14 protein-coding genes are annotated in these 19,633 nt (G+C 71.2%); 8 read left to right on the top strand and 6 right to left on the bottom strand.

Annotation, left to right across the window (positions count from 1 at the left end; translation table 11 throughout):
* Positions 1–15 precede the first annotated feature (15 nt).
* From ABT008_RS21600 to ABT008_RS21590, 3 genes are all read left to right on the top strand, one after another.
* On the top strand, positions 16–3,225 hold the full coding sequence (locus tag ABT008_RS21600; RefSeq protein WP_350698016.1) for a UvrD-helicase domain-containing protein: 3,210 nt from the start codon (positions 16–18) through the stop codon (positions 3,223–3,225).
* Between the two features lie 557 nt (positions 3,226–3,782).
* Complete coding sequence (locus ABT008_RS21595; RefSeq protein ID WP_350698103.1) at positions 3,783–4,253, top strand: LppU/SCO3897 family protein; 471 nt, start codon at positions 3,783–3,785, stop codon at positions 4,251–4,253.
* Between the two features lie 149 nt (positions 4,254–4,402).
* Positions 4,403–5,641 carry a DUF8462 domain-containing protein gene (locus ABT008_RS21590; RefSeq protein ID WP_350698015.1) on the top strand — a complete coding sequence of 413 codons (1,239 nt, stop codon included), beginning with the start codon at positions 4,403–4,405 and terminating at the stop codon, positions 5,639–5,641.
* 136 nt (positions 5,642–5,777) lie between these two features.
* On the opposite strand, the gene ABT008_RS21585 is transcribed toward ABT008_RS21590, so the two are convergent.
* Positions 5,778–6,323, bottom strand: coding sequence for a GNAT family N-acetyltransferase (locus ABT008_RS21585; protein WP_350698014.1), 546 nt, complete (start codon positions 6,321–6,323; stop codon positions 5,778–5,780).
* Between the two features lie 150 nt (positions 6,324–6,473).
* Between ABT008_RS21585 and ABT008_RS21580 the strand changes: the two genes are divergently transcribed.
* Positions 6,474–7,019, top strand: a complete 546-nt coding sequence (locus ABT008_RS21580) for a DoxX family protein (RefSeq protein WP_350698013.1) — start codon at positions 6,474–6,476, stop codon at positions 7,017–7,019.
* A gap of 224 nt (positions 7,020–7,243) precedes the next feature.
* Positions 7,244–8,686 (top strand): glycosyltransferase 87 family protein, encoded by a 1,443-nt coding sequence (locus ABT008_RS21575; protein ID WP_350698012.1) that lies wholly within the window; start codon positions 7,244–7,246, stop codon positions 8,684–8,686.
* Positions 8,687–8,732: 46 nt separating this feature from the next.
* Here the strand turns inward: ABT008_RS21575 and ABT008_RS21570 are convergent, their stop codons facing one another.
* The 5 genes from ABT008_RS21570 to ABT008_RS21550 all read right to left on the bottom strand — a co-directional run bounded on the left by ABT008_RS21570 (position 8,733) and on the right by ABT008_RS21550 (position 14,731).
* Positions 8,733–9,152: a molybdenum cofactor biosynthesis protein MoaE gene (locus tag ABT008_RS21570; RefSeq protein ID WP_350698011.1), complete on the bottom strand. Its 420-nt coding sequence runs from the start codon at positions 9,150–9,152 to the stop codon at positions 8,733–8,735.
* Positions 9,146–10,405, bottom strand: a complete 1,260-nt coding sequence (locus ABT008_RS21565) for a molybdopterin molybdotransferase MoeA (protein WP_350698010.1) — start codon at positions 10,403–10,405, stop codon at positions 9,146–9,148. The genes ABT008_RS21570 and ABT008_RS21565 overlap by 7 nt, the downstream gene beginning before the upstream one ends.
* A gap of 22 nt (positions 10,406–10,427) precedes the next feature.
* On the bottom strand, positions 10,428–10,898 hold the full coding sequence (locus ABT008_RS21560; protein WP_350698009.1) for a MogA/MoaB family molybdenum cofactor biosynthesis protein: 471 nt from the start codon (positions 10,896–10,898) through the stop codon (positions 10,428–10,430).
* Positions 10,895–11,386, bottom strand: coding sequence for a cyclic pyranopterin monophosphate synthase MoaC (gene moaC / locus ABT008_RS21555; protein ID WP_131053444.1), 492 nt, complete (start codon positions 11,384–11,386; stop codon positions 10,895–10,897). The genes ABT008_RS21560 and moaC overlap by 4 nt, the downstream gene beginning before the upstream one ends.
* A 237-nt stretch (positions 11,387–11,623) precedes the next feature.
* Positions 11,624–14,731: an AfsR/SARP family transcriptional regulator gene (locus tag ABT008_RS21550; protein WP_350698008.1), complete on the bottom strand. Its 3,108-nt coding sequence runs from the start codon at positions 14,729–14,731 to the stop codon at positions 11,624–11,626.
* A gap of 421 nt (positions 14,732–15,152) precedes the next feature.
* Between ABT008_RS21550 and ABT008_RS21545 the strand changes: the two genes are divergently transcribed.
* From ABT008_RS21545 to ABT008_RS21535, 3 genes are read left to right on the top strand one after another with little or no spacing between them, the layout of a single operon-like run.
* A complete protein-coding gene (locus ABT008_RS21545) occupies positions 15,153–17,657 on the top strand; it encodes a putative bifunctional diguanylate cyclase/phosphodiesterase (protein WP_350698007.1) in 2,505 nt (834 codons plus the stop codon).
* A 13-nt stretch (positions 17,658–17,670) separates the two neighbouring features.
* Positions 17,671–18,996 (top strand): glycosyltransferase family 87 protein, encoded by a 1,326-nt coding sequence (locus ABT008_RS21540; protein WP_350698006.1) that lies wholly within the window; start codon positions 17,671–17,673, stop codon positions 18,994–18,996.
* Positions 18,993–19,625, top strand: coding sequence for a phosphoribosyltransferase (locus tag ABT008_RS21535; RefSeq protein WP_350698005.1), 633 nt, complete (start codon positions 18,993–18,995; stop codon positions 19,623–19,625). The genes ABT008_RS21540 and ABT008_RS21535 overlap by 4 nt, the downstream gene beginning before the upstream one ends.
* Positions 19,626–19,633 lie beyond the last annotated feature (8 nt).

Below are 19,633 nucleotides of genomic sequence, written 5' to 3'. Positions count from 1 at the left end.
ATGGCAGGATGCGGCGTGCCTCCGTTCAACGCCGTACCCCCCGGTGGCCGCCCGCCCTTCGTCGCGGATCTGCACATCCACTCGAAATACTCGCGGGCCTGCAGCCGTGACCTGACCCTGCCGAACCTCGGCTGGTGGGCGAAACGCAAGGGCATCGCGGTGCTCGGCACCGGTGATTTCACCCACCCCGCCTGGTATGACCACCTGCGGGAGACCCTGCGTCCCGCCGAGCCCGGTTTATACCGATTGTCCGACGAGGCCGAGCGGGACATCGCCCGCCGGTTGCCGCCCCGGCTCTCCAGTCACGCCGAGAGCGACCCGGTCCGGTTCATGCTCAGCGTGGAGATCTCGACGATCTACAAGCGGGACGACCGGACCCGCAAGGTCCACCACCTGATCTATCTGCCGGACCTGGACGCGGTGGGCCGGTTCAACACCGCGTTGGGCCGGATCGGCAACCTCGGGTCCGACGGACGCCCGATCCTCGGCCTGGACTCCCGCGACCTGCTGGAGATCACGCTGGAGGCGAGCCCGGACGGCTACCTGGTGCCGGCGCACATCTGGACGCCGTGGTTCTCCGCGCTGGGCTCGAAGTCCGGCTTCGACGCGATCGCCGACTGCTACGCCGACCTGGCCGAGCACATCTTCGCGGTGGAGACCGGGCTCTCCTCGGACCCGGCGATGAACTGGCGGGTCGGCAGCCTGGACGCCTACCGGCTGGTGTCCAACTCGGACGCCCACTCGCCGCCCGCGTTGGCCCGGGAGGCGACCGTCTTCGCCTCGGAACGGGACTACTTCGGCATCCGGGAGGCGCTGCGGACCGGCGACGGGCTCTCCGGCACGATCGAGTTCTTCCCCGAGGAGGGCAAGTACCACGCGGACGGCCACCGGTTGTGCGGGGTGAACTGGGCGCCGGAGCGGACCAGGGCGGCTGGCGGACGCTGCCCGGAGTGCGGCAAGGCGCTGACGGTGGGCGTGCTGAGCCGGGTCGAGGACCTGGCCGACCGACCCGAGGGGTACCAGCCGGAACACGCGCCCGAGGTGACCCACCTGATCCAGCTCGCCGAGATCCTCGGCGAGATCAACAAGGTCGGCCCGCGTTCCAAGAAGGTCGAGGGCAAGCTGACCGACCTGGTCGCCGCGCTCGGCTCCGAACTGGACATCCTGACGCGTACCCCGTTGGACGACATCGGGCGGGTCGGCGGCGAACTGCTCGCGGAGGGCATCGGCCGACTGCGCCGCGACGAGGTCCGCCGGGTGCCCGGATACGACGGCGAGTACGGCGTGATCACCCTCTTCGACCCGCCCGAGCTGGGTGCCGGTGCGGCCTCGGGCGGGCAGGAGACGCTGTTCGACGTACCAGCGCAAGTGCCCATGCAGCGGCGACCGGCCGAGTCGAGCGGCCCGGAGACGAAGGCGAAGCGGCCGGCGGCCAAGGCGGAACCGAAGCGCAAGGCGGCTCCCGTGCCGGCCCCGGCACCGCCGATCGCGACGCCACCCTCCCCGCACGAACCGTTCGAGCCGATGCTCGCCGGCATGGAGGAGGTGGGCAGCGGGCTACTCGACCGACTCGACGCGATGCAGCGGGTGGCCGCCTCGGCACCCGGCGGTCCGCTGCTGATCGTCGCCGGACCGGGCACCGGCAAGACCCGAACGCTGACCCACCGGATCGCGTACCTCTGCGCGGAGCTGAACGTCTTCCCCGAGCGGTGCCTGGCGATCACCTTCACCCGACGCGCCGCCGAGGAACTGCGGCACCGACTCGACGGGCTGCTCGGACCGGTCGCCGAGGACGTCACCGTGGGCACGTTCCACTCGCTCGGACTGACCATCCTGCGGGAGAACGCGGCCACCGCCGGTCTGCCGGACGACTTCCGGATCGCCGACGACGCCGACCGGACGGCGGCCCGCGCGGAGGCCGGGGACGATCCGGCGCGGTACACGTCGCTGCTGCGCAAGCAGGGCATGGTCGACCTGGACGACCTGCTCACCCTGCCGGTGGCGCTGCTGCGCGACGACCGCAGGCTGGTCGAGCGCTACCGGGACCGCTGGCAGTGGATCTTCGTTGACGAGTACCAGGACGTCGACGCCGTGCAGTACGACCTGCTGCGTCTGCTCAGCCCCGCCGACGGCAACCTCTGCGCGATCGGTGACCCGGACCAGGCGATCTACTCGTTCCGGGGCGCCGACGTCGGATACTTCCTGCGCTTCTCCCAGGACTTCACCGACGCCCGCCTGGTCCGGCTGAACCGCAACTACCGGTCCTCGGCGCCGATCCTGGCCGCCGCCGTGCAGGCCATCGCGCCGTCGTCGCTGGTCCGGGGACGCCGGCTGGACCCGGCCCGGCTCGACCCGGAGGCCCCGCTGGTCGGACGGTACGCCGCGGCGTCCGTCGCCGACGAGGCCGACTTCGTGGTACGCACCGTCGACGAGTTGGTCGGCGGGCTGTCCCACCGGTCGCTGGACTCCGGGCGCATCGACGGCCGGTCGAGCACGCTGTCCTTCTCCGACATCGCGGTGCTCTACCGCACCGACTCGCAGGCCGCGCCGATCGTGGACGCCCTGGCCCGGGCCAACGTCCCGGTGCAGAAGCGATCGCACGACCGGCTGCGGGACCGGCCCGGCGTGATGGCCATCGCCCGCGAGCTGCGGCACGTCACCGGTGTCGACGGCGCACTGCCCGCCCGGGTACGCCTCGCCGGCCAGTCGCTCGCGGAGCGGTTCGCCACCCCCACCCTCGACGGCTCGCACGGGGTCCGGCCGGAGGACGTGCGAACTGCGGTCGACCTGCTGACCCCGCTGGCCCGCCGCTGCGGTGACGACCTGGAGATGTTCCTGTCCCAGCTCGCCACCGGGGCGGAGGTGGACGCGCTCGACCCCCGTGCCGAGGCGGTCACCCTGCTGACCCTGCACGCCGCCAAGGGCCTGGAGTTCCCGGTGGTCTTCCTGGTCGGGGCCGAGGACGGACTGCTGCCGTTGCGCTGGCCGGGTACCACCCCGGACGACGAGGCGATCGCCGAGGAGCGACGGTTGTTCTTCGTCGGGCTGACCCGGGCACAGGACCGGCTCTACGTCAGCCACGCGGCACGCCGGGTCCGGCACGGGTCGGAACGCGACTGCCGACCGTCTCCGTTCCTCGACGTGATCGACGCCGGCCTCTTCGAACGACTCGGCGACAGCGCCGGACCTCGTCGACCGAAGGACCATCAGCTCCGGCTCATCTGAGCGGCCGCCGACCCGCCCCGCCCTCCGCGGAGCGGGTGGGGCGGCGGCCGCAGTGACCGGTCCGTGATCGCGTACGGACGATCAGTGAGACGGTCACGCGCTACGGTGACGTGGGCGACGACCGGCTTCGGCCCACCGATTCCACCCACGGCTTCAGGAGTGCGTGCATGGCGAACTACGGACCACCGGGGGGCGGCGGTCCTTCGCCGTGGCACGAGCCGGGCCATGATGAGGGGTACAGCGGTCAGGGCTACGGCGACGGGCAGCCCTACGGCGGTCAGGGCTACGGCGACGGGCGGTCCCACGGCGGGCAGCCTTACGGCAGCGGCGGGCAGGGCCATGGCGGTGGCCAGTCCTACGGTGGCAGCCAGCCCTACGTTGGCGGCCACACCTACGGCGGTGACCAGCCCTACGGTGGCGGCTACGGTCCGGGGACGAGCGGGCCGCAGTACCCGGGCAGTGGACACGAGGCGGGCCACGGAGCCGACTCGCAGGACACCGCGACGTACCCGGCCTATCAGGACGGCGCGGCGGAGACCGCGTACGCGGGGCAGCCGGTGCCGGAGCGCGGGCGCGGTCGGGGCCGGATCTTCGCGGTGCTGGCGACGGTGTTGGTGCTCGTGCTCGGCGGCGCGACCGCGTTCTATCTGCTCGGGCAGGACAACGAGACGCCGACGCCGGTGGCCGCTCCCACGCCCGAGGAGGCACCGGTGACCCCGTCCGGGCCGGACGACGAGGACGAGGAGCCGGCCAGCTCGCCGTCGGACGCCTCGTCCACCGATCCTCGGTTCGTCGAGCCGGGCCAGTGCGTACGCAACGAGGGCCCCGCCGGTGGCAAACCCAAGCTGGTGATCAGCGAGTGCGCGCCGAAGTCGTACGAGGTGCTGCGCCGCTTCGACGGCAAGACCAGCGGGGAGCGGGACGCCGAGGCGAAGTGTGCGCCGGTCGACGGCTACACCAACTGGTACTTCTACGACAGCGAGCTGGACTCGCTGGACTTCGTGCTCTGCCTCAAGCAGCGCGGCTGACCTCACGCCCGGTCTCGACGATCGGTAAAACTAGTGCTGTCTAGCATGGACGCTAGACAGCACTAGTTTTGGCTCGACCGGCAACACGCCGGTAGCCCCGTCTATCCATGTCTAGCCTCCCGCCTAGACGGCCCGATACTGTGCGATTCGTGGATCCGGTCCGCAACCCGTACGCCCCGGGCGCTGGTCAGCGCCCGCCCGAACTGGCCGGGCGGGGGCGGGAGCTGGACGTCTTCGACATCGTGCTGGAACGCATCGCCCGGGGGCGTCCGGAGCGGAGTCTGATGCTCACCGGGTTGCGGGGCGTCGGCAAGACCGTGCTGCTGAACACGCTGCGCTCGCAGGCGATCAACAGCCTCTGGGGCAGCGGCAAGATCGAGGCCCGCCCGGACCAGTCGCTACGCCGGCCGATCGCTGCCGCCCTGCACATGGCCGTCCGGGAACTGGCCCCACGGCATCGCGCACCGGACCGGATCGACGCGTTCCTCGGGATACTCAAAGCCTTCGCCCAACGGGGTGCCCCGACCGGTCGCGCCGGTGCCGCCAAGCTGCGCGACCGGTGGCAGCCCGGCATCGACGTACCGGCGGCCACCGGCCGGGCCGACTCCGGCGACATCGAGATCGACCTGGTCGAGCTGCTCACCGACGCCGCCTCGGTGGCCAGCGACGTCGGCACCGGCGTCGCCGTCTTCATCGACGAGATGCAGGACCTCGGGCCGGAGGACGTCTCCGCACTCTGCGCGGCCTGCCACGAACTCTCCCAACTCGGCGCACCGCTGATCGTGGTCGGTGCCGGCCTGCCGCACCTGCCGGCGGTGCTGAGCGCCGCCAAGTCGTACTCCGAGCGGCTGTTCCGCTACCAACGCATCGACCGGCTCGACCGCATCGCCGCCGACCAGGCACTCTGCGCACCGGCCGAGCGGGAGGACGTGGAGTACGAGGCGAAGGCGCTCGACCTGCTCTACGAGAAGTCCGGCGGGTACCCGTACTTCGTCCAGGCGTACGGGAAGGCGACCTGGGACCACGCCCCCCGGTCACCGATCACCGCCGCCGACGTACGGGTGGCCGCACCGGAGGCCGAAGCGGAGCTGGCGGTGGGGTTCTTCGGTTCGCGTTTCGAGCGGGCCACTCCCGCCGAGCGCGAGTACATGCGGGCGATGGCGACGCTCTCCCTGGTCGAGGGGGCAGCCGACGGAGGCGGCCGGGACGACATGGACGCCGCGGTGCCGACCGCCGAGATCGCCCGTGCCCTCGGCCGCAAGCCCGCCAGCCTCTCCCCGGCCCGGGACGCCCTGATCAAGAAGGGCTTGATCTACTCCGGGGAACGCGGCACGGTTGCCTTCACCGTCCCGCACTTCGGTCGCTACCTGCGCACCCAACCCGCCTGACCCGACCTGCCAACATCGCCGCGAGATCACGCTCGATCCGGGATCGAGTGGTCTCGGGGCGAGGGTGACACCACTCGATCCTGCATCGAGCACGACCACAACTCCATGATCGCGGAGGCAGGTGAGGTGGGGCGGGTCAGACCTTGGACCACGGGGGCGGGAAGACCACCTCACCCCGTGGGGCGGCCGGCTCGCCCGAGGTGGTCGGCGGGAGGACCAAGGCCTGCCATGGCTCACCCAGACCGGACCAGGGACTGGTCAGGCCCATCCGGTCGGCTCGACTGAAGCCGAAGCGCCGGTAGTAGCCCGGGTCGCCGAGCACCACGACCAGCCGCTCGCCGAGTTCCGTGGCCGCTTCCAGAGCGGCCTGCACCACCGCGCCACCGAGCCCGATCCGTTGCCGGTGCGGTGCCACCGCCACCGGTCCGAGCACCAGCGCCGGGGCGTTGACCCCGTCCGCGCAGACCCGAACCCGGGTCAGCAGGGCGTAGCCGACGATCTCACCGCCGTACTCGGCGACCATCGCCAGGTTCGGGAGCCACGCGTCGCCGGCCCGCAGTTCGTCGACGAGGCGTACCTCCGGCGGGGTGGTCACGTCGGGGCGGGCGAAGGCGGCGGCCAGTACCCGGCGGACCGCGCCGGTGTCTGCCGGGTCCTCGGGTCGGAGCCGCAGCGTCGTCACGCGGGGAGGTTACCGCGCGTGGCGCATCCATCAGTGACGGTCGCTGGAATCGGCGTGGCGTGTCGCCACTCGGGCCATCCGGCCCACCCGATCGATCGAGATGGGCCGTTGCGGGGCATGTCGAGCTCACGGACGGGGTATGACTGTTCCATGACGCCCGTACGATCCCTCGCCCGCGCCATGTTGAGCGGCATCTTCGTGGTCAGCGGCGCCCGCAACTTCACCAGCCCCGAACGTCTGGTGCCGGCGGCGCAGCCGGTCACCGACCGGGTGGCGCCGCTGCTGCAACGTGCCGACGCCCGCATCCCCACCGACACGGTGAGCCTGATCCGCGCCAACGCCGCCGTCCAGTTCGGCGCCGGGCTGATGCTGGCCACCGGGAGGTTCACCCGGCCGGCGGCGCTGGTGCTGGCGGGCACGTTGGTGCCGGTCACCCTCGCCGGGCATCCCTTCTGGCGTAACGACGACCCGGCGGCGCGGACCAACAACCAGATTCACTTCCTGAAGAACCTCGGTCTCCTCGGTGGGCTGTTGCTCGCCGCGGCGGACACCGAGGGGAAGCCGGGACTGCGGTGGCGGGCCGGTCACCGGATCGGCCACTCCCGACGGTCGGTACGCCGTGCCGTCCGGACCGCACGTCGCGAAGCCCGGATCGCCGTCCGTTCGGCGGCGACCGCGCGCCGGATCCCCGGCTGAGTCTCGTCACCCCTCGCTGACCTGCGTTTATCCCACCCCCAGTCTGGCTAAGGCCGCGAATCACCTGAACCGCCCGGTAGGCGTTAACGCGGTGGAAATGTCAAAAGATGGTGTGGGATCGGACACGGTCGCATAACGCGGGAGGCACTGACGTGAGGCGCCGTTCTAGGCTCCCTACCGGACCTGGACGGGTAGGACGACCTTGGTACGGGGGTGGCCGAGCCATGCCGACGAGCGTCGGTAGAAGGCTGGACCGCCTCGCCGCAGTCCGTCGCGTAACGCGTGGGATCGATCGTAGGACAGTCGTACGGGCCGGCATCGTCGCCGCCGTCGCCTATGCCGCATGGCTTGCCATCGGCGCTTTCGGGCGTCCGTACAACTTCTTCGACATGAAGATCTACCACGGCGCGGTGGTCTGGTGGGCGAGCGGTCACGAGCTGTACGAGTTCGTCGCGCCCGACACCACACTGGGTTTCACCTACCCACCTTTCGCCGGGCTGGCGATGCTGCCCATGGCGCACCTGCCGGTGGCCGTGGCGGGTCTGGTGAACGCGCTGGTCAGCATCGCCGCGCTGGCCGTGGTGCTGGCCGCCCTGCTGCGACCGATCGTGGACCGGCTGGGCTGGCCACTGTGGTACACGGTGGCCATCGCCACGCCGGTCGCGCTCGCCATCGAGCCGACCCGGGAGACCCTCGGCTACGGGCAGGTCAACCTGCTGCTGTTCGCCCTGATCATGGCCGATATGGTGGCGCTGCGCTGGCGGTCCCGGCGCGGCACGCACCAGGCGGACAGCGACGGGCCCCTGCTGCGGTTCGTCTACGGTGGCGCCTGGGCCGGCGTGGGCATCGGTCTGGCCACGGCCGTGAAGCTCACCCCGGCGTTGTTCATCTTCTACCTGATGATCACTCGTCAGTGGCGGGTGGCCGCGACCGCGATCGGCACCACCGTCGCCGTGACCATCGGCAGCTTCGGCATCGTGGGCGCCGAGTCCCGGGCCTACTTCGGCAACGTGCTGTGGCAGACCGAGCGGGTCGGCGCCGCCGACATGACGCCCAACCAGTCGCTGGCCGGTCTGCTGGCGCGGCTGTACGACTCGATCGAGACCCCCACGCTGCTCTGGCTCGCCTTCGCGGTGCTGGTGCTGGCGCTGGGCCTGTCCCGGGCCTCGCAGTCGCACGCCGACGGTGACGAGCTGACCGCCTTCACCCTGGTCGGCCTGACCGCCAACGTGATCAGCCCGATCTCCTGGACGCACCACCTCGTCTGGGTGATCCCGGCGATCATCGTGCTGGCCGACGCGGCGATCCGCCGCCACGACGCCAGCCGAGGTCCGGCCCTGCGGGCCACCTCCGGCGCGTACGGCGGTCCACCGGGTGTCTCCGCGCTCCGCCCGCCGATCTGGTATCCGACGTTGACCGGGCTCCGGCACGGCATCGCCGCGCTCGGGCTCTACCTGCTCTTCCTGATCTCGCCGATCTGGCCGTACGAGCACCAACTCCCCGAGGTCTCGCACTACGAGAACGGGCTGTTCGGGGTGCTGATGGAGAACTCGCTGGCGCTGGCCCTGATCGTGCTGGTCGCCGCTCTGCCGTGGCGTCCCGGTGCGGAACCCGCCTTCTACACCGACCGGATGGCCCGCATCGCGCTGCTGCACAGCCGGCGCTGACCGGGGCGTCGACGGTGCCGGGTCGACGTGACCCGGCACCTGCGGATCACGGGCAGTTGACCCACTCCTCGGTGCCGTCGGCGAAGACCTGCCGCTTCCAGATCGGCAGCCGGGCCTTCACCTCGTCCACCAGCCTGGCGCAGGCGGCGAACGCGGCCGCCCGGTGCGCGGTGCTCACCGCCGCGACCAGCGCCGCGTCGCCGATGGCGAGCGGGCCGATCCGGTGCGACACGGCCACCGCGTAGACGTCGGGATCGGCGGCGATCTCGGCAGCCACCTCCCGCAGGATGGCGGCGGCGCTCGGGTGGCCCTCGTACTCCAGGCTCACCACCGCGCGGCCGTGGTCGTGGTCGCGTACCACCCCGGCGAAGGAGACCACCGCGCCGGCCCGCCGGTCGGCGACGGCCGCCTCGTGGGCCGCCAGGTCCAGCGGTTGCTCGGTGACGTCCCCGACCACGATCACCACGCCCGCTCCCCGGGCAGCAGCGGCAGCGGCACCAGCGGCACCCGGTCACCGGCGGCACCGGTGCTGCCCGGCCGGATCACGGCGAACCCGTCCGCACCGGAGAGGCCGCGCAGCATCGCCGACCCGACGTGCCGGACCGGGCGGGCCGTCCCGGCGGCCCGGTCGAGCCGGACCAGGGCGAGGTGGGTGTGGTCGCCGCGTCCCGGCACCGGCTCGGCCAGCGTGACGTGCGGCAGCACCGGTGCCACCCGGCCGGCGAGACCCGCCAGCAGCGGCGCGACCAGCGAGACCAGCGCGACGACGGCGGACTGCGGGTTGCCGGGCAGCCCGGCGACGAACCGGACCCGACCGTCGTTGCCGACCACCCGGGCCAGCAGCATCGGGAAACCGGGGCGTACCGCGACGGTGTTGACCACGTAGTCCGCGCCCAGTTCGGCCAGCGCCGGATGCAGGTGGTCGACCGGCCCGTGCATCGTCCCGCCGGTGGTGCAGACCAGGTCGGCGTGGGCCAGCGCGGTGCGCAGCGCGGCCACGTGGTCGGGCAGCGTGTCGGCCACCGGGCCGACCACATCGGCCGGACGGATCTGACAGCCGTACCGGCGCAGCCAGCTCGGCACGGTCGGGCCCAACGCGTCCCGGACCCGCCCGGCGGCCGGCGGACCGGCGGCGAGTAGTTCGTCCCCGAAGACCAGCAGCGCGGCCCGGGGCTGTCGGCGTACCCGCAGCGTGTCGTGGCCGCAGGAGGCGGCCAGGCCGATCACGGCCGGGTCGACCGGGGTACCGGCCGCAAGCAGTTCCTCACCGGCCGCCGCCTCCTCGCCCGGATCCCGCCACTCCGGCGTCCCGCGCGGTACGCCGTCGACCGACCCGTCGGCGGTACGCGTCGACTCCTCGACCCGCAGCACGGCGGAGGTGCCCGACGGCACCATCGCGCCGGTGGCGATCTCGACGGTCGTCCCGTCCTCGGTCAACGGGGCCGGCGTGCCGCCGGCCAGCACCCGCCCGACCACCCGCCACGGACCGGTGCCCCGGACCGCCCAGCCGTCCACACTCGACGTGGGAAACGCCGGCAGGTCCGTCCGGGTGGTGAGCGGTTCGGCGAGGGTGTACCCGTCGACGTCGGCGAGTGGACGCTCGACCGCGGGAAGTGCGGCGGCCAGGCCCACCGCGTACACCCGGGAGCGCGCCTCCTCCCAACCGGCCGGCGGCGGCGCGGCGGCGCCCTCGGTGGCGGATGCGGTTTCCGTTCTCACCCGGCCGAGCCTATCGGTTCGCCTAGTGGTCGCCACCGCGCAACTGGTCGACGGTGTGCGCGAGGATCGGCCCCAGCACGGCGAGACCGTCCCGCGCGCCACCGGTGGAGCCCGGCAGGTTCACCACCAGGGTGCGGCCGGCCACCCCGGCCACCCCCCGGGACAGCACCGAGGTGGGCACCCGGTCACGGCTGTGCGCGCGCAGCGCCTCGGCGATGCCGGGGATCTCGTAGTCGAGCAGTGCCCGGGTCACGTCGGGAGTGCGGTCGGTAGGCGTGACTCCGGTCCCGCCGCTGGTGACCAGCACGTCGACGCCGTCGGCCAGTGCAGCTCGGATGGCCTGACCGACCGGGTCTCCGTCCGGCACCACCACCGGCTCGTCCACCTCGCAGCCCAGTTCGCGCAGTCCTTCGACGAGCAGCGGACCGCTGGTGTCGGCGTAGACGCCGGCGGCGGCGCGGTTGGAGGCCACCAGCACCCGGGCGCGGATCACGGCCGGTCCGCCGGACGCTCCCACAGGCCGGTCTTGCCGCCCTCCTTGCGCACCACCCGGACCGACTCGACGCTCGCCGCCGGGTCGACCGCCTTGACCATGTCCACCAGGGCCAGTCCGGCGACGGCCACGGCGGTCAGCGCCTCCATCTCGACGCCCGTCCGGTCGGCCGTGCGGGCGGTGGCGGTGATCTCGACGCTGTCCGTGGTGGGCACCAGGTCGACCGTGACACCGTGCAGCGCGATCGGGTGGCACAGCGGGATCAGATCGGGGGTGCGCTTGGCGCCCATGATCCCGGCCAGTCGGCCGACCGCCAGCGCGTCGCCCTTGGGCAACCCGTCCCGGCGGAGCAGCTCGATCACCTCGGACGTGGTGCGCAGCCGACCGGCCGCGACGGCCACCCGGCCGGAGACCTGCTTGGCGGAGACGTCGACCATGCGCGCCGCACCGGTCGCGTCGACGTGGGTGAGCTGGGCGGGTTCCGTCACGCTGGCGAGCCTATCCCTCCGCACCGACGTGCCCGGTGTGCGGTGTGCGGTGCTTCGCGGAAGGAGTGGCGCTTGCGCGCCGCCCCCTTCCGCACCCTGCCGTGGTAGTTGGGACGTACCGATGGCAGGTGTCGCGACGAGATCCGTCGGTGGCGGATCTCCCCCCGTCGGCGACGTCGAGACGCTACCGAGCGGGTCGATAAGAAATCGATAAGCGACGGCAGCGGGGACCGAGGCTCAGGAGGACTCCGTGACGTGGCGGTGCCCGGTCTCGGTGAGGTCCGCCAGTCGGCGTTCCATCTCGAACCGCTCCGGCACCCCCATCCGGCGGAAGATCGCCAGCGCGCGCTCCCAGTGCCGGCGCGCGGCGGCCGGATCGTCAGCCCACAACTGGTCGGCCAGTCCCGCCAGTGCCCTGCCCTGCTCGTACGGATGACCGATCCGCGTCGCCACCTGCAACGCCTCACGGTGCAGGCCGATCAACCGGTCGACGTCGCCGGACTCGGCAAGGGTCAGCGCCAGGTCGTTCAGCGCGGCGGCCTCGACGTGGCGCTCACCTGAATCGATCGCCAGTCTCCGGGCGGTCTCGTGCTGGTCCACCGCCTCCTCGATCCGACCCAGGCAGCGGAACACTATGCCCATCTCGTTGCGCGCCTCCGGCTCGGCGTACCGGTGACCGGTGCGTTTGCGGAGGATCAGCACGGTCCTCAGGGCTCGTAGTGCCTCCTCGTACCGTCCCATCCGGCACTTCACCCCACCGATGTGACTCAGCGCGTTGAGGATGTGGAAGGTGCTGCCCGCCTGTCGCCCGGAGAACAGGTGCAGGCGATGGAGGTGCAGCGCCTCGTCGTACCTGCCCAACAGCATCAGGGCGAGCCCGATGTTCGGCAGGAAGCTGGGCACCTCGTCGGCGCCGTACCCGTTGGCACCGCGGAGGCACCGCGCACCCACCCGTACCGCTTCCTGGAGTTCACCACGCATCCAGTGCACTGCGACGAGATTCGTCCGGTACCGGCCGAGGTTCGGCAGGTCGTCGCGCCGCTCGGAGATCCGTACCGCCTCGGTGACGTGGGCGAGCGCGTCCCGATAGTTGCCGGTGCGCAGGTAGGCGGAGGCGAGATAGTTGTGCATGGCGGCCACGGCATCCTCTGCCCCGGCCGCCTGGGCCGCCAGGAGCCCCTGTCGGTGGGTGAAGACGATGTCGTCGAAATAGGCGCGCACGTAAAGGAATCGCCAGAGCAGCCTGGCCAGTCGCCATGCCTGTTCGTGGTGTCCCTCCTCGTACCCCCGGGCGACGAGTGCCACCAGGTTGACACGCTCCGCCGCCATCCATTCCTCGGTGGGTTCACCCGCAGCGCTTCGTAAGTCGGGACGGCTGGGTGGATCAAGGGTCACATGCCGGCGGACGAATCTGGACTCGAGACGGTCGGCGACCGGAAAGCTCAGGTGAAGCATGGTGTCGATCAGATTGCCGAAGGCCTCGTCGCGAACGGCCGCCACATCGTGTCGTAGCGACAGTTCGTGCGAGTACTGCCGGATGAGGTCGTGCATCCGGTAACGGCCGATCCCGACCTCCTCGATCAGATGGCAATCGAGGAGATCATCGAGTGCGTGGGCGGTTTCCGCAGTGTCGAGTCCGGATGACGCACTCGCGATCGTCACATCGAATTCGTCACCCGGATGAACGCTGAGCAGCCGGAACAGTCGCCTGGCGGCATCCGACAACGACTCGTAGGAGGCAGCGAAGGCACCGGCGACGGTTCGGTCGCGCGAGGTGAGGTGGTCCAGCCGCCGGACGTTGTCCCCGAGCAGGGTCGCGAGGTCGGCCAGGCGCCAGGTAGGGCGATGTGCCAGCCGCGAGCCGGCGAGCCGGATCGCCAGCGGCAGCCGTCCGCAGTGCTCCACCACGGCCGCTGCCGCCTCCGGTTCCGCCGCCACCCGTTCCATGCCGACGGCCGAGGCGAGCAGGGCCACGCCTTCCGCGCGGTCCATGACCGGCAGGGACAGCGGCGGGCTGACGTCCAGGCCGGTGATCCGTCGCCGTGACGTCACGATCACCACGCATCCCGGTGACGTGGGCAGCAACGCGGCGACCTGCTCGGCATCCGCCGCGTTGTCGAGCACAATGATCAACTTTCGGGCGGCCAGCTCCTGACGCCAGAGGGCGAGGCGGTCCTGGAGTTCAGGAGGTATGCGGTCACCGGGAATGCCGAGCTGCCGCAGCAACGTGGCGAGTGCCGCGGACGTGTCCACCTTCTCCGCACGGTCGTGCCCCTTGAGATCGATGAACAGTCCGCCGTCCGGATAGTGCTCCCGCAGCCGTCCGCCCACGTGGACGGCCAGCGCGGTCTTGCCGCTGCCGGCCATACCGTCGACGAGGTGCACGACTGGGGCGCGTCCTCCGACCCGGTGCGTCTCTGTCAGCAGATGTTCGACGGCGGCATCCCGGCCCACGAAGTCCTGGACTGCGCGTGGCAGCCAGACCACCCCCCGCCGCGGCGCCGACCCGAGGCGCGGCTGCTCGCGTGACCCGGACGTGCTGGTGGACGAAGCCGGTTCGAGGTCAGGGCTCCGCAGAGGCGCGCGCTCCTGCTCGACTATCTGCTGGTGAAGCTTCCGGAGTTCGGCCCCGGGTTCGATGCCGAGGTGTTCCCGCAGCAAACCGCGAGCCCCGGCATACGCGGCGATGGCACCGGCGTGGTCGTTCCTGAGGTACAGGGCGCGCATGAGAAGCAGATGGGCCCGCTCCCGCAGCGGTTCCCTGGCAAGCAGTTCCCGCAGCAGCGGCAGGACGGGTTCGTAGCGACCGAGCCGGATCTGCAACTCGGCCAGGAGCTCGGCCGCCAGCATCCGGTCCTCGGTCGCCGAGGCCACGTGCGCCAGCAGGGCCGGCCCGAGGGCCACGCCGGTCAGCATGGGTCCCTGCCAACGAGCCAGAGCCTGGCCGAGCAGCTTCGCCGCCTCCTCCTCGTCCGTGCCGATGAGTGCACGCGCCGCCCCGGCCTCCGACTGGAAGGCGTAGACGTCCACCTCGGCCCGCTTCACCATGAGTCGGTAGCCGTCCCCGGCCCGGACAAGGACCTCACGCCCGGGAAGCATCGACTCGAGGCCACGACGCAGATTGGCGGCGTACGTCCGGACATTCGGCACGGCGGAGAGAGGCGGATCGTCCGGCCACAGTTCGTCGACGAGCTGATCGACCGAGACCAGATGCCCGGGGTTGCACGCGAGTACCGCGAGCACGGTCTGTTGTTTCGGCGTACCGAGGGTGAGCGTGACCGAGCCGAGACGGACGGCGAGCCCACCGAGGACCTGAACCTGCACCTGTCCCTCTACCGCATCCACCTGATCACCGTGTGCAGTTTAGCGACCACCAACCGGACAGATACCCCGCCCCGATGTGGGCATGCTGGCCGAAGCGGCGATGATATGGGCAGACACTTCGGCCACCCTTGCCGAAAGGGAAAGCCCGACCATCACGCACGCGAGAGAGCCACAACTCCACCAGCTACCACCTTTAAACCCTCCGTTAGGGCAGTGGGACAGACCGTCACATAACACCATCATGTTGGCCCATTCTGCGCAATACGACATTTATTATAGCTAAATTGAGCAATCGCCCCCTAGTGTTCGGTCATCGAACAGGCCAGAACAACCAGGGGGTCGAGATGAACTCGCACGAGTGGAAGTAATCCGTCTTCTGCGCCAGCGACGACAGAAGTACGATTGCGGAGCGCAGTCCCTCGGTGACGAGTGAGGACGGGGTGTGGCTCCACAGCAACGACAGACCGGGACCGATCGGCGGCTACGCCCGCTAGTCGGTCTCGTCGTCGTTTCAGCCGGGCTGGCAGGCGCCGTGGCAATCGCCCACCTGCCAAGCTACGGCGGACGAGAGGCCACCATCGTCTGGGCCACGTTGATCTCACTGATCGCCGTCGCCTTCACCGTCACGGTCAGAATTCGAATTCGCTCCACGCATCACGAGATCGCCTGGACCGAAACCGCCATCGTGATCGGCCTCGCCGTGGCACCGGCACCGGTGGTGATTCTGGCCACCGGCCTAGGCGTCGCCATCGCCACGACTCCGACCCGACTGACGCCAGTCAAACGAGCCTTCGGCATCGGCAAGAACATGCTCGTGGCAGCCGGCGCGGGGCTCGTCCTGCAGAGCTTTGAATGGTCACCGGACAACCCGGGCGTAGCCCAGACGGTCATTCCGCTGGCGGCCGCCTATCTGACCGCTGTATTGCTCGACGAAATCATCACCCTGCCGGTGATCGCAATGGCGACCGGCACCTCGCTACGAAAGCTTTTCCGCGACGACTGGGATCTCCGGCTGACCGCGGCACTGACCCGCCTCCTCGTCATCGTCGGCACCGTTCTGACGATCAAGATCGACATTCGGCTGCTGCTCGCAGTACCACCTCTGGTACTCAGCCTCCACCTGCTCTACTCGAGCAGGGTGCGCACCCGCACCGAACAACAAGCCTGGCAACGACTCGCCCAGACCACCGACGCGCTCAACGTCGTCGAACTCGACGACGTACTCACCACAGCGGTCACCCGCGCCGCCGAACTCTTCTCCGCCGACGAAGTCGAGATCGAACTCCGCGAGGACGGCCGCGTGGTACGCGGCTCCACCGAGACCATCACGTACGACGGACCCATCGGCGAACCCACCGAGGTACACGGCGCCACCGTCCCCGTACGCCTCGAAGGCCACGACAAGACCGTCGACGTCGGCATGCTGCGCCTCCGCTTCCGCGGCCCGGTACGCCTCTCCGAACGAGAGAGGTACACCCTGCACACCTTCGCCTCCGCACTGTGCACGGCCGTCCGCAACGCCCAGGCGTACGCCGAACTCGCCCGGGTGGCCCAGGCCCACGCCCACGCCGCCGCACACGACGCGCTGACCGGCCTGGCCAACCGACGCCACCTGCTCGAAGAAGGCAACGAGCAGTTGCACCACCGGCACGCCGACGGAATCACCGCCCTGGTCCTCATCGACCTCAACCATTTCAAAGAGGTCAACGACACCCTCGGCCACGCCGCCGGCGACCAGATGCTGATGCAGGTCGCCGAACGACTCCGCACCGCCGCCCGCGCCGACGACCTGGTCGCCCGCCTCGGCGGCGACGAGTTCGCCGTACTCCTGCGGGCGCTGCCCGCCCCCGCCGTCGCCGCACACCGCGCCGACACCCTGCTCGCCGCCCTGCACGAACCGTTCGACGTGGACGGCATGCGGATCAGCGTCGAAGCCAGCGGCGGCATCGCCGTCGCCCCCGCCACCGGCGGCATGGTCGAACTGCTCCGACGCGCCGACGTCGCCATGTACCAGGCCAAACGAAGCGGCCACCGGATCGCCACCTACGCACCCGCACGCGACACCGCCGACATCGGCCGACTCACACTCGGCGGCGAACTACCCCGTGCCGTCGCCGACCAGGAGTTCACGGTCAACTTCCAACCCATCGTCGACCTCGGCACCGGCGAAGTCATCGCCGCCGAGGCACTCGCGCGCTGGCACCACCCCACCCACGGCATGATCGACCCACTGCGCTTCCTGGAAGCCGTCGAACGCTCCGGGCTCCTGCCCGCGTTCGCCGAAGCCATCCTCGACCAGGCCCTGATCGCCGCCGGCACCTGGCGCGACGCCGGCTTCGACGTCCCGGTGGCGGTCAACGTCTCCCCCCGCAGCCTGCTCGACGCCCGCTTCCCCGGATCCGTACTCGCCCGCCTACGCGCCCACGACCTACCCCCCGACCGGCTGGTCCTCGAGCTCACCGAGACCCTCACCCTCAGCCAACTCGACGTCGTCGACCAGGGACTCACCCGACTGCGCGACGCCGGCATCCGCCTCGCCCTCGACGACTTCGGCACCGGCTACTCCTCGCTCTCCCTGCTCTCCCGGATTCCGGTCCACGAACTCAAGATCGACCGAAGCTTCGTGACCGCCATGGAATCCGCCACCGAAGCCGCCGCCATCATCCGCTCCACCCTCGACCTCGGCCGCAGCCTCAACCTGGCCGTCGTCGCCGAGGGAGTCGAACGCGAAGCCCAACGCCGCGCCCTCTGGGAACTCGGCTGCACCGCCGGACAGGGCCACCTCTTCGCCCGCCCACTCGCCGCCGGCACACTCCTCGCCGCCCTCCAACGCGGAGCCGGTGGCCGACCGGGACACCTCGCCGCCCCCCTACACGACGCCGGATCCGTCGTCCGACTACCCAAGGGACGACGACAGGGGGGCCGGGGCCACCACCAGCCCGCCTGACACACTGGCCGACGTGAGCGCCGCCACCTCGACCCCCCACCGCCCCGGCAGGTGGCACCGCCTCGACACCGCCGCCGACGGCCTCGCCCTCGACCTCGGCCTGTACGCCGCCGCAGCCGGCTTCGCCGCGATCACCGCCGCCACCAGCACCCTCGTACCCCACCGGGCCTGGGGCACCATCGCCGCACTCGGCTACCTCGCCGCCGCGCTCGCCGCCACCGGACAACTCCTCCTGCGCCGCCACCGACCACACTCGAAGCTGGTCACCCTGCCCGGACGCGCCCTCGTCACCGCACTCGCCTGGGCCGGCACCGCCCTGCTGCCCCTGATCTGGCAGAGCGTGCAACGCACGGCCGGACGCACCGACCGCGCCCAGGAAGAGGTCCTGGTCGTCGAGGACTCCGGCACCCGCCTCGTCGACACCGGAACGCCCTACCTGGGGCCCGACGCCATCGCCGCCCTGCCCCCCGACGAACAACTCCTCGGCTACACCCCCTACCAGCCGGGCATGGCCCTGTTCGGAATACCCCGGGCGTTCGCCGACACCTGGTGGACCGACGCCCGGGTCTGGTTCGCCGTCGGCACCGCCGTGGCGCTGCTGCTCGCCATCCGCATCCTGCGACCACCCACCACCCGCACCGACACGACCCGGCACGACGCCCTCCTGCTGCGCGGCGTACAGGCCGCCACCGTCCTGCCCGTCTGCGCGCTCACCCTCGCCACCGGCGGCGACGACCTACCCGTACTCGCGCTCTGCCTGCTGGCACTCGCCCTCGCCGCCACCGACCGACCCGGCTGGGCCGGCATCGCCGTCGGGCTCGCCGGAGCCCTGAAACTCTTCGCCTGGCCGGTCGCCGCAGTACTGATCATCTGGGGCCTCACCCGCCGCGCCGGCCTCCGCGTCGCCGCCGGAGCCCTCGGCCTCCCCGCCGCCGCGCTGCTCCCCACCCTCCTGGTCGACCGCAACGCGCTGGTGGAGAACGTCCTGCGCTTCCCCCTCGGGCACGGCCTGGTCTCCAGCCCCGCCGCCAGCCCGTTCCCCGGCTACCTGATCGCGAACGCCCTGCCCGCCGGCCGGATGATCGCCGCCGCGCTGCTGGTCGCCGCCGGCATCGCCATCGCCGTCCTGCTCGCCCGCCGCCCGCCGCGCACCGCCCGCAGCGTCGCCCTGATCTGCGGGTACGGCCTGCTCGTCGCCATCCTGCTGATGCCCGCCACCCGATTCGGCTATCTGCTGTACCCGATCGCGTTCCTGCTCTGGGCACCCGCACTCGACCTTCTCGGATTCCGGCAACCGCCGAGCGCGGACGACCGACAGGGCGTAGACCTGAGGACATGACCACCTACCGCGACCGCACCGAGGCAGGCCAGGCACTCGCCGACCGACTCACCGGCCTGATCGGCGAACCGGACCTCGTCGTGCTCGGCCTGGTACGCGGCGGCGTACCGGTGGCCCAGGTCGTCGCCGAACGCCTCGGCGCACCCCTCGACGTCCTGGTGGTCCGCAAACTCGGCGTGCCCTGGGCGCCCGAGGTCGCCTTCGGCGCACTCGGCCCCGGCGGCGAACGCGTCCTCAACGAGGTCGTCGCCGACCGGCTCAGCCCCGACGACATCGCCGCAGTACAGGCGCGCGAACAGGCCGAACTGGACCGACGGGAACAGCTCTACCGGGCCGGCCGTCCACCCCTGGACCTCACCGGCCGCACCGCCCTGATCGTCGACGACGGCCTGGCCACCGGCGCGACCGCCCGCGCCGCCGTCCAGGTCGCCCGCCACCTCGGCGCCCGCCGCGTGGTGGTCGCCGTACCCGTCAGCGCGCCGCAGGCCCACGAGATGCTGGCCACCGAGGCCGACGACGTGGTCAGCGCCCTACGCCCCGCCGACTTCGGCGCGGTCGGCGCCTACTACGACGACTTCAACGAGGTCTCCGACCGCGAGGTGACAGCGGCGCTTACCACTATCGGGTGAACCGACCA

It is taken from the genome of Micromonospora sp. NPDC002389, from assembly GCF_040296095.1.
In the GTDB taxonomy this organism is placed as follows: Bacteria; Actinomycetota; Actinomycetes; order Mycobacteriales; family Micromonosporaceae; genus Micromonospora.
Note: the sequence above shows the minus strand (reverse complement) of the source record. Positions and strands in the feature narration are given on the sequence as shown.